The 15,840-nt window shown below is 37.0% G+C and carries 14 protein-coding genes and 1 riboswitch; of the genes, 6 read left to right on the forward strand and 8 right to left on the reverse strand.

The features are described from left to right. Positions 1–125: 125 nt before the first annotated feature. Positions 126–235: riboswitch (SAM riboswitch) on the reverse strand. A 401-nt stretch (positions 236–636) separates the two neighbouring features. The 5 genes from KMW37_RS21590 to KMW37_RS21610 all read right to left on the reverse strand — a co-directional run bounded on the left by KMW37_RS21590 (position 637) and on the right by KMW37_RS21610 (position 5,881). After that, on the reverse strand, positions 637–1,662 hold the full coding sequence (locus KMW37_RS21590; RefSeq protein ID WP_215226726.1) for a hypothetical protein: 1,026 nt from the start codon (positions 1,660–1,662) through the stop codon (positions 637–639). Between the two features lie 228 nt (positions 1,663–1,890). Continuing rightward, positions 1,891–2,010: a 30S ribosomal protein THX gene (locus tag KMW37_RS21595; protein ID WP_215226727.1), complete on the reverse strand. Its 120-nt coding sequence runs from the start codon at positions 2,008–2,010 to the stop codon at positions 1,891–1,893. Between the two features lie 101 nt (positions 2,011–2,111). Beyond that, positions 2,112–4,433: a M56 family metallopeptidase gene (locus KMW37_RS21600; protein ID WP_246581599.1), complete on the reverse strand. Its 2,322-nt coding sequence runs from the start codon at positions 4,431–4,433 to the stop codon at positions 2,112–2,114. A 131-nt stretch (positions 4,434–4,564) separates the two neighbouring features. Further along, positions 4,565–4,933: a BlaI/MecI/CopY family transcriptional regulator gene (locus KMW37_RS21605; RefSeq protein WP_215226729.1), complete on the reverse strand. Its 369-nt coding sequence runs from the start codon at positions 4,931–4,933 to the stop codon at positions 4,565–4,567. Positions 4,934–5,131: 198 nt separating this feature from the next. Continuing rightward, entirely contained in the window at positions 5,132–5,881 is a 750-nt protein-coding gene (locus KMW37_RS21610; RefSeq protein ID WP_215226730.1) for an acyl-CoA desaturase, read from the reverse strand. 378 nt (positions 5,882–6,259) lie between these two features. On the opposite strand from KMW37_RS21610, the gene KMW37_RS21615 reads away from it, so the two are divergent. The 6 genes from KMW37_RS21615 to KMW37_RS21640 all read left to right on the forward strand — a co-directional run bounded on the left by KMW37_RS21615 (position 6,260) and on the right by KMW37_RS21640 (position 12,004). Beyond that, on the forward strand, positions 6,260–6,622 hold the full coding sequence (locus KMW37_RS21615; RefSeq protein ID WP_215226731.1) for a phage holin family protein: 363 nt from the start codon (positions 6,260–6,262) through the stop codon (positions 6,620–6,622). A gap of 196 nt (positions 6,623–6,818) precedes the next feature. After that, entirely contained in the window at positions 6,819–7,382 is a 564-nt protein-coding gene (locus tag KMW37_RS21620; RefSeq protein ID WP_215226732.1) for a hypothetical protein, read from the forward strand. A gap of 72 nt (positions 7,383–7,454) precedes the next feature. Continuing rightward, positions 7,455–8,357, forward strand: a complete 903-nt coding sequence (locus KMW37_RS21625) for a histone deacetylase family protein (RefSeq protein ID WP_215226733.1) — start codon at positions 7,455–7,457, stop codon at positions 8,355–8,357. A gap of 125 nt (positions 8,358–8,482) precedes the next feature. Next, positions 8,483–9,121, forward strand: coding sequence for an OmpH family outer membrane protein (locus tag KMW37_RS21630; RefSeq protein ID WP_215226734.1), 639 nt, complete (start codon positions 8,483–8,485; stop codon positions 9,119–9,121). Between the two features lie 104 nt (positions 9,122–9,225). Then, positions 9,226–10,197, forward strand: coding sequence for a deoxyhypusine synthase family protein (locus tag KMW37_RS21635; protein WP_215226735.1), 972 nt, complete (start codon positions 9,226–9,228; stop codon positions 10,195–10,197). Between the two features lies 1 nt (position 10,198). Then, positions 10,199–12,004 carry an OmpA family protein gene (locus KMW37_RS21640; protein ID WP_215226736.1) on the forward strand — a complete coding sequence of 602 codons (1,806 nt, stop codon included), beginning with the start codon at positions 10,199–10,201 and terminating at the stop codon, positions 12,002–12,004. 48 nt (positions 12,005–12,052) lie between these two features. Here KMW37_RS21640 and KMW37_RS21645 read toward each other — a convergent pair whose 3' ends face one another. The 3 genes from KMW37_RS21645 to KMW37_RS21655 form a co-directional block, all read right to left on the reverse strand. Then, positions 12,053–12,592, reverse strand: a complete 540-nt coding sequence (locus KMW37_RS21645) for an SRPBCC family protein (RefSeq protein WP_215226737.1) — start codon at positions 12,590–12,592, stop codon at positions 12,053–12,055. Between the two features lie 207 nt (positions 12,593–12,799). Next, entirely contained in the window at positions 12,800–15,163 is a 2,364-nt protein-coding gene (locus KMW37_RS21650) for a S9 family peptidase (protein ID WP_215226738.1), read from the reverse strand. Positions 15,164–15,241: 78 nt separating this feature from the next. Further along, entirely contained in the window at positions 15,242–15,610 is a 369-nt protein-coding gene (locus KMW37_RS21655; RefSeq protein WP_246581600.1) for an Hpt domain-containing protein, read from the reverse strand. Positions 15,611–15,840 lie beyond the last annotated feature (230 nt).

Consider the following 15,840-nt stretch of genomic DNA (forward strand, 5'->3'; position numbering starts at 1 on the left):
GAAATTAAAGGGCATAAAATTATTCTTGTGCATTGATTTATGGCACATATAAAAGTTGAACTCAGAAAATTTTGCTTGTTGCTTTGTCTTTGGTGTTGTCCCTTTTGTAAAATTCATATCTTAAGAATTTATATTTCCAAATGCGGATATTCACATTTGGCAGGAATTGGCACCTTGGATTTTCCAGGTTGCCAGAGGGTCTATGAGCCTGTCTCTCACCTCTTCTGTATAAATCCTGAACTTTTAAAAAGTAAAGGATATCACAAAGTAACTATTCAAATTTTGAATTTGCAAGCTTTCGAAAAAGACTTTTTGGTAATTTTATGTAATAGTACAATCCCTATAAAACCAATAGGGAAATAGGAAGGTAGGTGTTTTTGCTAAAGAAAGTCCTTATATGAACTTTAAAAAGTGTTTTTAAAACGAAAGAATTTGAAAGATTGTCTTACTGGCCTTGTTTCAAGAAAGAGGCATTGTGAAATTCTTTTACTGCTGAATAACAAGAAGGGTGAAAAGAGGCTGTTTCATTAGTTCAGTTCCCTAATCAATGAGCTATGTCAGGAATGGTGCCCTATTTAACTATGATAAAATTATGAAACAGCCTCTTGCCTGAGTAGTAATATGAGTGGTTATAGATTAATCTTCATAAAAATATACTGCAGAGGCTCCAGCAACATTTTGGCTAAAGGCCGGAGTGGGATTACCATTGCTGTTGAAATAATTATATGCGAGGACCTTTCCCCCTCCATTGGCCCGTTCTGCGACAAATACCATTTGAGATTGTGCGCTATAGGCTACATCTACCGGATTTCCTAAAGCGGTATTATTCCCTTCTATTCTCGCTTGTTGACTCATTGATATTGTGCCGCCATTGGAGGTAGCATTCAATTTATTACTAAAGTCTGTGATGATGGTAATCGCTCCATCATTATCAGATCCAGCATCACCAATATCTGTCAATACCATTAAATCATCTTCCATAGAGTAGGTAAGTCCATGAGTTCTTACTATGCCCTCGATAGTTACTCTTTTGCTTGGACTGATCATCCCGCTTGAATTGGAAAAGAAATTGGTAAATACTGCCAGGTCACTGTCCTTATCCACAATAGCATAGAGCGTATTGCCTTCTAGGTGGATTCCCCAAAGTGCAAAGTCTACCTCAAAGGTCTTTTGTAAAGAAAAGCCTGAAGAGGTTTTTTGGTAAACATAAAGGCTGCTTTGGTTGCCATTGGCTTCAACAGGTGATTCCGCCACAATGACCATATCATTGCTGACAGCGATTTCCCTACCGCTCACAAAGTCTCCTGTTGAATTGATTCCCAAGGAAATATTAAGCCCAGTATTGATCATTGATGACATTATATTTCCATAGACATTAAGGGAGTTATCAGAACGCACAAGTTGTATGATTTCATCAGAACTGGCATCGTAATATATCCCGTCTGCATCTGTTCCTGCTGAAGCGGTAGTTGTCGTGGTAATATTGTTTTCGTCAGAAAAATCTATAATAGAGACTTCTCCGCTAGTATTGGAGGAAACAAAAAGAGAGGCTACATTATTGTCTGGCATGTCCATATCGTCATCATTGTCGCAAGAGATATGAAAAAGAGAAGTGGCTATAAGTAGTCCAGTTGCTAGAAATTTATTCGTTTGTGTTTTCATAGTAGTAATTAGTTGATCATTTCAGCTATTTACGCACTATGCTCTAGGTTTGGATCAGGCTTGTGCTAATTAGAAAATGAATAAGACTTTTCTAATAGGGGGAGGATAATAATGATCTGGAAAGTGAAGGTTCCCTTTAAAAGGAAAGATGGATAGGTATTCGAGTAAAAAACAAAAGCCTGAAACTTGAGTTCAGGCTTTTGCTAGTGTTAAATTGGTGGTTGTGGTTTATTTGTTATCCAGTTTTTCTTTTCTGGTCTTTACATTTTGATTTTTGTGAGGCCTGCTTGCCCCAAAGGTTCCCCTGTTGATCTTACCTCTTTTGGTTTTCATATCTCCTTTTCCCATAGTTTTTGTTTTTTGGTTTAAGAATTTATTAATGCCTAAACCCTAAATTAAGGAACAGGTCTTGGAAGACCAAAGAGAAGGGCAGCTTTCCGGAGATATGATTATTCCTTAGTAGTAATCAAAATCACACCGTCCTGAGCTTTTGAACCATATAAATTGGTGGCATCTCCGTTTTTAAGAACCGTAATGGATGCAATATTTTTAGGGTCCATTTTCTTCATTTCTTTATCGGTTTGAACAACTCCATTAACCACATAAAGCGGATTTTGATCAACAGCTAGTTTTTCAGTAACTTCTATTTTTGGACTTGCCTCTTCCACGCTTGAGGAGCCTTTTGGTGTTTTTTTGGGAAGCGGAACGCCTTCTTTTAAGGTGATTTCTATCACACCGTTTTTGCCCTTAGTATCATATTTATCAGTGGCCTTTTCATCCTTAAGTACATTGATGTTCGCAATGTTTACAGGAGAAATCTGACTGATTATTTCTTTATCATACTCTTCTCCATTGATAAAATAGATTGCTTGGTTGAGATTTTTTGTTTTTGACCCTTCTTTATCAACCGAAACCCCATCAGTAGGAGATTTTTTTGCTTGGGCACCATAGCCTACGACTACTACTTCGTTCAAGCGATTTGACTTTTTCTTGTTTTGATTGTTAAGAGCAAATTTAATAGGCACTCGCATTTTAACGTTGACAACATTTCCATTTTGTTTACCAGGTTTCCATTTGTCTGCATTTTTAATGACCCTTAAAGCTTCTTCATCAGCACCGCTACCAATTCCCCTGAGGATTTGAGGATCTTTTAGTTCACCGCTTTTGTCGACAACAAATGTTACATAGACTGTACCTTCAACACCCTTTTCTTTGGCTTGCTCTGGATATTTGAGGTTGCTTGCCAAGTAATCAAGCCAAGCATCCATACCTCCATAAGGAGCAGGCATGTCTTCCACTACATCGAAAACTTCATTGTTACCCTTCTGACTATGCTTATTAAAGAAGGGACTTCTTTGGGCCATTTCACCTCCTGAGACTTTGAATTTTACTGGCAATACCATTAAGGTGTTGATGGCTTGTCCATTGTCCATTCCAGGGTTCCACTCTGGCATGCTCTCTAGACTGAACATTCTCAATACCTCATCATCTATTCCCATTCCCATAGATTTTTTGATGCTGGGTGAGAGGATATGACCTTCTTTATCGACCACAAACTCGATATAAACGGTTCCTATGGCACCTAACTGTCTGGCTTCTTGCGGGAATTTTAGGTTTTTGGACAAAAACATGTTCCAGGCCTCCATTCCACCTTTGGGAGAAGGCATAGAGTCAGCCGTTTGCTTGAGGTTTTCTATTCCGTAATCTTTGGTAAAAGAAGAGTTTTGTTTGAAAATACTAAGCATTTCCAAGACTTTGCTGTATTCATCATTATCTGAGATATTGCTAATTTCATATTGTAAATCACCAAATTGAGCAGTGATTTTCCCATCTTCTAAAGATGAAACATATTCATAGTGTTTGGGTGATTTGATCTTAACTACACGGGTGTTGACATTAATCGAATCCTGCGCAGATACAATTTGATTCCTGATGGAATTGATACTTAAGTTGGTGAATTCTGAAAGTAATCCATTTGAATGTGTAGTTTTCATGGAAACCAAGCCCAATAACATAGCGGTTAATGGAATTACCATCAGCAATTTGAACCAATTGGTCTTTTCTGCTTTTTTCATCATCATAATTCTTTTTAAAGTTGTAGATCTTATAAAATGGTTGCCAATAGGAAGATCTAGTCCCTTAAATGCAATTTTGACAATTAACTTACTGTAAGTTTCTTTATTCTCAGTTTGTCTCAGGACATTGGCATCTGCCGAATATTCATGGGTGTCTATCAGCGCTATGCGCATGAGGTGAATGGCTGGGTTGAACCAGAATAAAATACTCAAGACTTGATAATAAATCATGTCCCAAGAGTGTCCTTGCCTGATATGTTCAATTTCATGCTTGATGATATGTGCTTTTTCATTTTCATTAAGTTCTTGGGTATCATCCCAAAAAAGCTTGTTGAAAAATGAAAATACGGGAGCCAGCCCAAAAGTAGGGATATAAAAGTATTGGTGTTTGAGGTTATAAACAGTTTGGTACCAGCCCTTTTCCTTTAGAAGCCTTAATTGCAGTAATTGCCATAAAAGCCTTGCTGCTAGTAGAGACGATATAACCAAATACCCCAAAAATAAATAGTCTTTCCATTCTAATAAAATGGGCAGCTTGGTACTTCTTACCGTCACTTCTGGAAGGCCGAATGTTCCCACCACTTCTTCTTGTGCATTTAGGGAAGTCAAGGCCTGTAGAAAATCAGTGTTTTCTAATGATATTGTAGGCTTTGTAAATGCAACAGGAATTTCGATCAGTGGGAACAAAAGTGCCAAAGCAGGGGAGATCAAGAGAAAAACTCTGGTAAGCGTAAAAACTTTCTCCCCTCTGAGAAAACACCAATAGATCCCGAAAAAAAATAACAGGCAGAAGGTACTCTGCCATATATAGTTCACCAAATGTGCCATTACTCAGGGTTTACATCGTCCTTGACTTCATTCATCAATTTTTCAAGTTCTTTAATATCCATGTTCTCATCCTTGGCGAAGAATGAAGCGAGCTTGGAAAATGAACCTCCAAAATAACCGGATAGTAAGTTTTTTATTGAGAAACTTCTGTATTGATCTTTGGTTACTATAGGGTAATATTCATGTGATTTACCATAGGCTTTGTGCTTGACAAAACCTTTTCTTTCTAGAATACGGATTATCGTTGAAACCGTATTATAGGCTGGTTTTGGTTCAGACATTTTTGCAAGAATATCTTTGACAAATCCTTTCTCGATATCCCATAAAATTTGCATGACTTGTTCTTCGGCTCTTGTTAACTCTCTCATCTTATCTAGTTGTTTTTTATTTGTCAACTTAAGCATTTAGTTTGTAAATAACAAGCAGGAACTTGATCTTCTTATTGGCTGAACAATAATAAAGAGAATGGTTTAGTTTTACAACTATATCAGTAGTTTTAATTAAATGATTAGTTAATGCATGAAAAAAAATAGGACACTGATTAAGCAGTGTCCTATTAAGATTCTTTATTGCGTTCTCAACTTTATTATGCGGGTAAAATGTAACAATTTTACAACAGGGTAGGTGGGGTCAAACTCATACCATTTTACCGCGAAGTTAGGTCTGTTTGGAAGTTTGTGGTGGTTGTTTTGAAATAACTCACCAAGCATCAAAACGTCCAGCAAAAGACTGTTTTTAGATTGGTCGTTATTGTCAAAATTGGCATATCCATACTTATGACCACTCCAGTTTACTATAGCACCATGTACTGGTCCCATCAAGAAATGTATAGGAAGTAAGAAATACATCCACCAATGCGTTCCTGGAAGTTCAAATACACTGATGCTAAGTACATAAATAGCCACATACAACAAACCCCAGGCTACTCTGACCATCATATTATCTGCCATGCGGTCGAATTTATTCCAATCAGGAACGTCCTTGGAAAATCTTTCTTCAGGCTTTAGCCTGAATGAGAAATATTCGTTGTAAATATTTTTTGTCTTCCACATCATGGTAAACAGGTTTTCTGTATGATGTGGGCTGTGCGGATCTTTAGGAGTGTCGCTATAGGCGTGGTGCATCCTGTGAAGGATAGCATAGGCACGGGGAGATAGGTAAGAACTTCCCTGGCAAGCCCATGTAAACACATAGAAGAATTTCTCCCAAAACTTGTTCATTACGAACATTTGATGGGCTGCGTAACGGTGCAGAAAGAAACTTTGGCAGAACAGGGAGAAATACCAATGAAGTAGGAAGAATACTATTAGAATCACGTAATTTAGAATTGATTTAAGATTACAAAGATAATCCCTTATCAGAGAAAATATAAAAGTGTTCTTGATATTTTTAATATATTATGACTTAACTCATGTTTTTAAGCCTAGGTTTTTGAAATTAAATCATTTTTTTTAACTGGAATTACAGGAAATTAAGGTAAAAATTATAAATGTTTACAAGTTCAAGGCGATATGGTTCTGCTAATTTGAATATTGAAATTAGTTTGAATTATAAAGATTTATGTGAGCACTGTTTTAGGATAGTTAAACTGTCTCGGATTGTATAATGTCGGGATAGGTGTAAAATTTAAAATGCTCTTAGTCAATAATTATTGTCATGGAGCGCTTAGTGGTGGTTAAAAAACAATAATTCCTATGGCAAAACAAGGGTGTGGAAATGCATTAGTACAATTGGTGATAGCAGGTCTTGCTGTAATCATAGCAAGTTACCTATTACCGGGTGTAAGTGTAGAGGATTTTTGGGTGGCTGTCATTATTGCGGCTGTATTGAGTTTATTGAATTATACAGTAAAACCTTTATTGATTATTCTTACCATACCTATTACCATAGTAACATTAGGATTGTTTTTATTGGTCATTAATGCTTTGATTATCCTACTGGCAGCCAATATAGTTCCGGGATTTGAGGTGGATGGATTTTGGTGGGCTTTATTATTTAGTTTAATATTATCTATAATAAACACCATTTTTGGCGTTTCTTTGTTTGATAATAATTAATTAAAATTTCTAGCCTAATAATTAAAAATATGAAATCAGTTTTTGCAAGTAACGATTTTTTATTTATGTCAAATAATTGTAATTTGATTTTGATAAAAGGTAGTTACAATTAGGCTGTAACTGTTTTATATTTTTACCTACATTATATTATGCTAGGCATAATATCTACTTACTAACACCCTTTTCGAATTATAATATGCAATACAAGAATGATGGTTTTAAGCCCGAGATAGTAAATGCTCTTAAGGCTGAGTTGAAAGCTTCTGGAAAAAACTTTAAAGTAGTGCCTTCTCCCGATAATAGTGATGAGTATGTGAATTTCTACTTTATTGGGATGTATGAGGGTAGGGAAGTGATTTATGATGCCGCAATGTACACCTTGCGACTTCATCATTCCAGCGAGGTTTATGAATTGGCAGAGCACAAGGCGGCAAAAAAATTCCCGAATTTCAAGGGGATTAATTACGAAGAGGATGAGAATGGAAATCTGAAGCCCCTAAACAGTGATGAGGAAGAAATAGGATGGTTTATCACAGAAATCATCATGGAGATTGAAGAAGATGAATCTGTAAAGGTTCAGGAGTTTATAGACGAAGATACCAATCATGATTATGGAATTGGCTTGGATGTAGCCTTGAATGTCGAACACATAGATGAAAAGGTGATCAGCAAATTTATAAAGGATTTTAATGATGATAATATAGTATTGGATGACACGATGTACGCCTTCCAGTCCGAGGATGAAGATGTAGAAGAATAAATCGTAAGAAAAATACAACCATTTGCTTTTGCCGTTTGTTGATATTCAGCAAACGGTTTTATTTTGCCAACTATGTTGAAAATTGCCTGGTCATCAAAATATGCTCATTCCCTTCCTCCTGGGCATAGGTTCCCCATGGAGAAATACGAGTTATTGCCCGAACAGTTGATTTATGAAGGAACGATTACGGAGGACAACCTTTTTACCCCAGAGAGTCTGGAAAGCAAATGGATCCTAAATACCCATCATTCTGTTTATGTAAATAAACTTCAGAATTTGACCCTTTCCAAATCAGAAATAAGGAAAACAGGGTTTCCTCTTAGTAAGTCTTTGGTGGAAAGGGAAATCAATATCATGCATGGATCTGTCCAAGCATGTCTTTTTGCCCTACAATATGGGATTGCCATGAATATTGCAGGAGGAACCCATCACGCATTTTCGGATAAAGGAGAAGGGTTTTGTTTGCTAAATGATATCGCTATATCAGCCAATTATCTGCTGGATAACCAGCTGGTAAGTAAGGTGCTTGTAATAGATCTTGATGTGCATCAAGGAAACGGCACTGCTGAAATTTTTCAAAATGTTCCAGAGGTGTTTACCTTCAGTATGCATGGTGCATCCAATTATCCTATGCATAAAGAAAAATCAGATTTGGATGTGGCATTGCCCGACAAAGTGGGGGATGAATTCTACATGAATCTATTAAAGAAATACCTAGAACCTCTCATAAAAAGGGTGGCACCTGATTTTATTATCTTTCAAAGTGGTGTTGATGTATTGGCAACTGATAAATTGGGGAGATTGGGGCTAAGTATAGCTGGGTGTAAGGAAAGGGACCAGTTGGTTTTGAGTGCTGCACATCGCTACCAAATTCCAATTATGTGTTGTATGGGAGGTGGATATTCTGAGAAAATCAGCCATATCGTTGAGGCTCATGCCAATACTTTTCGCCTGGCTCAGGAAATCTTCTTTTGAGTAAGTTTTAATTGAAAATATATCTTTAGGGATTAATGTTAAAAAATATGAACAATTTAGATTTCGATTTGTAGAATGAGAACTTTGTTTATATTTGCGACAAGTTGAATTAATAAACCAGTAACGTGAGAAAAATTAGTAAAGCACTAGGAATTTTAGGTATTGCAGGAGCGCTTTTGTCTGCTTGTGATAATAAGGGAAATGAAAATGCAACTGCTGGAGCAGGAGCTTCATCAGAAAGTACTGTGGATTTGAGTGATTTGAATATTGCTTATATCAACACGGACAGTGTAATCAACAACTACCAGTACTTCAAGGATAAGTCAGCTGAAATTTCTGAGAAAGGCAAGCGATATGAGAGTGAGCTTTCTAATAGAGCCAAAGGGTTTGAGCAAGAGGTAAGCAACTTCCAGCAGACTGCTCAAAACATGACCCCGAACCAGTCTAGAGCCAAGCAAGAAGACTTGATGAAGAAGGAGAGAAACTTGGTGACCTATAGAGATAATTTGATGCAGGAACTTTCTGCGGATGAAGCAAACCTATACAATGAGGTTTATGACAAAATCCAGGAGTTTTTGAAAGGATATGCTGAAGAAAATAACCTTGAAATGATTCTTTCTTACACCAGAGGTGGTGGGGTATGGTACGCACATGATGCCCTTGATGTAACCACTTCAGTTACAAAAGGATTGAATGATGCTTATGGAAATGCAGACAAGCCTGCTACAACTACTACTGATTCTACCAAAGAAGAAGGCAAGTAACAGATCGTTATCAAAAATATAGAATGAAAAAGCCCGGTTTGATCCGGGCTTTTTTTGTGTCAAATATATCAGTAATTTTAGCAATTATTTAAAAGCTATACCAGATGAAAATTACAGAATTTCTCAAGCACAATTATAGGCATTTTAATGCAGCTGCGTTGATCGATGCTGCAGAGGGCTACAAAGCCCACTTGGACAATAATGGTAAGATGATGGTTACTTTGGCAGGTGCCATGTCCACCGCAGAATTGGGGATTTCATTGGCTGAAATGATCCGTCAGGATAAAGTACAGATTATTACCTGTACTGGAGCCAACCTGGAAGAGGATGTTTTTAACCTGGTTGCGCATGATTATTATGAAAGAGTTCCACATTATCGCCAACTTTCGCCAGAAGAGGAACAGGATTTGCTAGAAAGACATATGAACAGGGTTACTGATACCTGTATTCCAGAAATGGAGGCCATGAGAAGAATCGAAGATGTGATTCTGGAGGAATGGGTTAAGGCCGATAAAGCTGGTGAAAGCTACTTTCCTCATGAATTCTTCTATAAGATTTTGCTTTCAGGCAAACTGGAGCAGTCCTATCAGATTGATCCCAAAGATAGCTGGCTGTTAGAAGCCGCTAAGAAAAATCTTCCCATTATCGTTCCGGGTTGGGAAGATTCAACATTGGGAAACATGTTCGCAGGACATTGTATCACAGGAGATGTGAAGAATGTACATACCGTAAAAAGCGGTATTCAGTACATGATGTATTTGGCAGATTGGTATACTGAAAATGCTACAGAAGACAGTACTGTAGGTTTCTTCCAAATAGGAGGAGGGATAGCCGGAGACTTCCCTATTTGTGTAGTACCGATGTTGCATCAGGATTTGCAAAGGGATGGAGTGCCTTTATGGGGTTATTTCTGCCAGATTTCTGATTCAACTACCTCTTACGGGTCTTATTCAGGGGCAGTGCCTAATGAAAAGATAACTTGGGGGAAACTGGGCATTGACACACCAAAATACATCATAGAATCTGATGCGACCATTGTGGCTCCATTAGTATTCGCGATTGTATTAGATCAATGACATGAAAGTAACAGAAAAATTAAAGTCAACTATTCTTAAAGCAAGCACTATTCCTGTGCTTGCTTTTTGTGCTTTTACCGACACCATGGGGCAAGGTGTTTATGCCCTGAAGCAGGTAAATACCCCCTATGATGAGCAACAACCAGTAATTTCTTCAAAAGAAGAACTCTTTCTGAGTGTGGCATTTCATCCAGACAATACTGGTGGAAGTAAGGATTTTGGAGATGTTTGGTATAGTAAAAAGAATGATTTTAATCAGTGGGAAGCCCCTAAGGCAGTGAAAAGCCTGAGCACTTCTGGTTATGATCTTTTGATCGGTTTTCCAGATGATGAAACTGCTCTGGTGTACCATGATGGAAAAAAGAAACCACATGGGATCCACCAATACAGGAGAATAGGAGAAACAGAATGGAAATATGAAAGCCAACTGGATTTTGGGAGTTTTAGGAATAATGGCAAAAGCTTCAGTGCTAGATTACATCCTTCAGGAGATATCCTGGTAATGTCCATGAATTCCTTTGGAACCTATGGGAATGAGGATATTTATGTCAGCTTCAAACAGGCCAATGGAAGTTGGTCAGTACCTAAAAATATTGGCCCTGATGTGAATTCCTATGAGCAGGAAATGACTCCTTTTATCTCAGATGATAAACAGGTCATTTATTTTTCCACTAATGGTCATGGAACGACAGAAGGTAGAGACATTTATTATGCCCAAAGGCTGGATGGCTCATGGGAAAAATGGACCAAGCCCAAAAGACTCAAAGAAGAAATCAACAGCAAGGGAGTAGAGCTTTCCTATTTTATTGATCCCAATAGCCCATATACTGCTTTTGTAACTACCACACAAAATAGTGAGGGGTATGGGGATATTTTGATGCAAAGGAAAGAGGAAATAGTTCTAGAAGAACCAGCTAATCAGAGTTTTAACCCCAAGCCTTATTTGGCTGCAAATTTCATTAGTAGAACTGAAAAGGTAGATATGGACCCAAAAGAAGCTGAAATCATTAAGGTTAATGAAATCATAGTAAATGAAGAAATATCCAGTAATCAGTCTGATGTAGATAGAAGTATTGAAGTCTTCGAAACTTCGCCTATAACTTCTTCCAAGCCTGAAGAGATTTCAGAGAAACCTGTTAAGGAAAAGATAGTAGAGATTACCATAAATAAATCAGAGGAGGAAAAAGAAGATTTCTCTGCAGCTATAATTCCCAATTCCCAATATGCACTCAATGTATTGGATAAGAAAACGAGGGAGACAATTCCCTTTAAAGTGATTTTCAAGGATGATCAGGGAAAGCAGCTAGGATCTGAAAGTAATTTGGGTTCGGATGATGTATTTGCCTTGAGAGAAGGAACCACTCAACTTACTATATCATCGCCTAATTATTTACCTGAATCGATAGGCCTAGGTGGATTGGAAAATAGGGAAGAGCCTATTTTGTTAATCTCAGCTGAAAAAGGAGTTAGCATGGTATTGGAAGAGGTGCTATTCCAAAAGGGAACATCTGAATTGGCTGATGAAAATTCATTGGTTTATATCAATCAATTGGTAGATTTTTTAAATGATAATCCAAGCTTAAAGGTGAGATTGGAGGGACATACCGATAATGTGGGTAATGTTAGATTGAATAAAGAATTATCAATGGACAGAGCTGCTGCTATTCGAGATATTATGGTGGAAAACGGAGTAGACTTTGAAAGAATTAGGCTTAGGGGTTTTGGAGGGTCTAAACCTATAGCTGATAATAATACCCTAAGTGGAAGGGAGCAAAACCGTAGGGTAGAAATGGTTATTATTGATTAGAAAAATATTAATTCTAGATGAAAAGGGGCTTTTCAAAAGCCCCTTTTTTTAATCTTCCATTTGATATTTTAAGGTGTTGAGCCCTTCTTGAAGTTGGTCTCCTAGCATTTGCTCCATTCCCATTAATTTCATTACCAAATTCATTGGATAATCAGCTATACTATTAAATCCCCAGATAACTTTGGTTTGATTGTCCGAAACTTTCTCAGTAAGCATATAGGCTTTGTCAGTAGCCTCAAAAGGTTCGATAAATCGTAGCTCATAATCAATACGCTTGTTTTCTTCGATACCTATAATTTCCTGTTCTCCTTTGCCTACATCAGAATTTTGGCTGTCCCATGCTGCAACAGCTCCGACAGTACCATCCATTCCCATATAGGTTTTCTTCATATTAGGATCCATTTGCATCCAGACAGAAAATTTATCCTGATTCTTTAGCATTTTGACATATTCAAAAACTTCATCAACAGGCCTTTCAATAACTACTGTTTTTTCTACAGAAAACTCTTTTTGAATAAAAAGGGCTGAGATTAAAGCTAGGACAATAATGCCCAGTATGCTAAATAGTATACCTTTTAGTATTTTCATGTTGTTGACAATTAAGGGTTTAGTGTGGGGTTTAAGTGGTGAATTGGTGTATAGATAATAATTCCGGCAACATATAGATTCAGTTAATTGATATAAATTAGTATAAAATTTGGCTATTGCCAAAAAACATCTTGATTTCGTTTTTTGCATAAAAAAGCCTCCTGACTATATAACTAATCAGGAGGCTTGATATATTTTTTGTCTGGCTCAGTCCAGTAAGGTTTCGTTAAACAGTTTTAAGATTCTTTTATATTCATCTGTCCAGCTACTTGGTTCTACAAAACCATGGTCTTCAACAGGGAAGATGGCCATTTCCCAATTGTCCTTTTCTAATTCTATTAATCTTTGGGACAATCTAACAACATCCTGGAAATGGACATTGGTGTCAATCATGCCGTGAGCCATCAGTAGATGCCCTTTTAGGCCCTCTGCGAAGTAAATAGGAGATGATCTCTTATAGGAGATAGGATCATTGAAAGGTTCATTCAGGATATTTGAAGTGTAGCCATGGTTATAATGGGCCCAGTCAGTAACTGATCTTAAGGCTGCACCTGATTTGAACATATCCGCCTCATTGAACAGTGCCATTAGGGTGATAAATCCTCCGTAGCTTCCTCCATAGATACCAATTTTTTCGGGGTCTATATCTTCATTTTCTATCAAGTATTTTGCTCCATCCACTTGATCGGAAAGATCCTTTCCACCCATATGCCTGTAAATTCCTGTTCTCCAATCGCGTCCGTAACCGGCACTGCCCCTATAATCCATATCTAATACTGTGTAACCAAGATCAGATAACAAGTTGTGGAACATATATTCGCGGAAATAGCTAGACCACCATTTGTGTGCATTCTGAAGGTATCCGGCTCCATGGACAAAGATAATGGCTGCTTTATTGCTGTTTTCCTGCTTTGGTTTGTACAGCCTTGCATGAACCTTGGCTCCATCATTTGCGTCAAATTGTATTAATTCAGGGGCTTTCCATTGATAACCTTGAAATTCAGCTGATTGACCTGAAGTTAATTTTACTGCTTTGTCCTTTGTGTTATTCGCTTTATAGTAAAGTTCCCAAGGTTGGTTGCTGTTGCTGAATAATATGGCCAAATGCTTCTCGTCAGGGGATAGGCTAACTTGATTGTTTCCAGTCATGGAAGTTAGCTGGGTCATTTTTCCGCCCATTACAGGCATTTTGTAAAAATGTCTTTCTCCAGGGTGAATTTCAGATGTAGTCAGGTACCAATGTTTCTTATCATTGGAAAGTTTTGGGGAAAACACCTCAAATTTACCAGTGGTCAGGGCTTTCTTCTTGCCTGTTTTAATATTTAAAAGGTATAGATGGGAATATCCACTTTCCTCAGATTGAAAATAAATATGTTCATTGTCAGGTAACCAACCAAAGGTGCCACCTCCAAAACTATACCCTATTCCAGGGCCTGCGATCCATGCTTCGTCTCTCTGTCGGTCCAAAGATTTTAACTCGCCAGATTCAAGGTCCAAAAGAGCGATCCAACGATCTTTGTTGTCGGATGATCTAATATTGATTACTGCTTGGCTTTCATCTGAAAAGATGGGATTGCCAGGAATTACAGGTCTGATTTCTTCCTTCCATTCCTTTTCAGGATAATCGCTGACATAATCTGGAAGGTCGGTAATTCCAGGAAGATTATCTGTGATAACTGCGTAAGCAGTATCTTTTTCGATATTATAGATGACCATTTTGGCTTCGGTAGGTTCGTTACCTACTTTTGGTCTTGTATTGAGTTCAGTGGTATAACCTGACACATCGGTAAAGTCGGGAACAAAGGTGTTTTTTCTTTTTTCGTTTGGACTGATCAGATTAAATATAACGTAATTACCATTTGGAGAAATCTGTAAATTTGAAACACGGTCTTTGCCTGAGAAAAAAGTATAATGTTCATTATTGTTAGTTGCCTCTCTATACGCTTTGCTTAGCTTTTTCTTGCTTTCCCTTTCTTTAATAACCTGTAAAAGCTCAGTGTTTTCTTTTTTCAACCAATTGTCTTTTTTGGACAGTTCATTGTTATTTTTTGTAGGTTCATTTCCGTTTCTTATATCGGTGATTTTATTGATGGTACCTTGGGAAAGGTTATAGGTAAAGATGTTGTTTTCCATCTCAAAAGCGATAATATTTTCATCTTTGAGGAAGATTGGATTGGAAATTCTACCGTTTAGTTCTAAAAGTTTTATTTCCTGTTTTTTGGAAGAATTGTAAAGAAAAAGCTTGCCATCTCTAGTGTATACCTTTTGGTTTTTATCCTTATTATAGTGCCCATATGTTGGGATGAGCTTATCGGATTCTTTCCAATTTACCTTTTTGATTTTATTTAAATCCGCAACAGGAATTTGATACAGGGAATCAGAAAGGTTTTGCTCTGGGTTATACTGAAAATAAATAGCGGAACTGCTTTCATCCCAATGAACATTAGATGGAAATGTGCCCATCCATTGGGGATCCTGCATGATTTTTTCAACAGTTAATTCACTGTTTTGAGCTTGGACAAAGCCCAAACTAAGGAAAATTAAAAGAATTAGTAAGTGTGCTTTTTTCATATTCGAAAGTTTTGCTCGAATATGAGCATGCAATTTGTTTAAAACAAACAAAAAGTTGTGAATGGCAAGTGATAGGTTTTAACCATCCTTTAGTTCACCCAGAAATTGTTTTAGTTCTTCTTCCAAAATAGTAATGTGCTCTTTCAATTCATCCTTGTAATTGGGGTAATTCTCTTTGACATCCACTTCAATGGATTGAAGGAGTTTTTTTGTCTGAGAGGAACCGACATAGCCCATTGCTGATTTTGCTTTATGACATTTTAATTTTACTTCATCAAAATTTCCTTTGTCATAGAATTGATCTAAGTCTTTGAGGTCTAATATATTATTGTTCAGGACCATTTCCATCATGGGTTTGATGAGTTCTGGGTTATCACCTAAAAATTGAAAAATCACGTCCTTATTGATCAGCTTATACATGGTAGTAGTGGTAAACAGTGTATTCATTTAATGTAACAACTATTAAATAAAGTCATTTTTTAGTCAGAAGGCTTTTATTCCAAGGTTTTCATAAAAGAAAAGATTGCCTTACTTTTGCCGAACCATCCTTTTTGTAAAATTGAGGAAAAGATTCAAAAATGAAAACAAAGAAAATAATATTTCTTATTCTAAGTATCATCTTTCTGATTTTAATGGTTTTGATTGGTATTGATATTTCCACAAAAACAACATTTCCA

Source organism: Echinicola shivajiensis (genome assembly GCF_018642165.1).
Taxonomy (GTDB): domain Bacteria; phylum Bacteroidota; class Bacteroidia; order Cytophagales; family Cyclobacteriaceae; genus Echinicola; species Echinicola shivajiensis.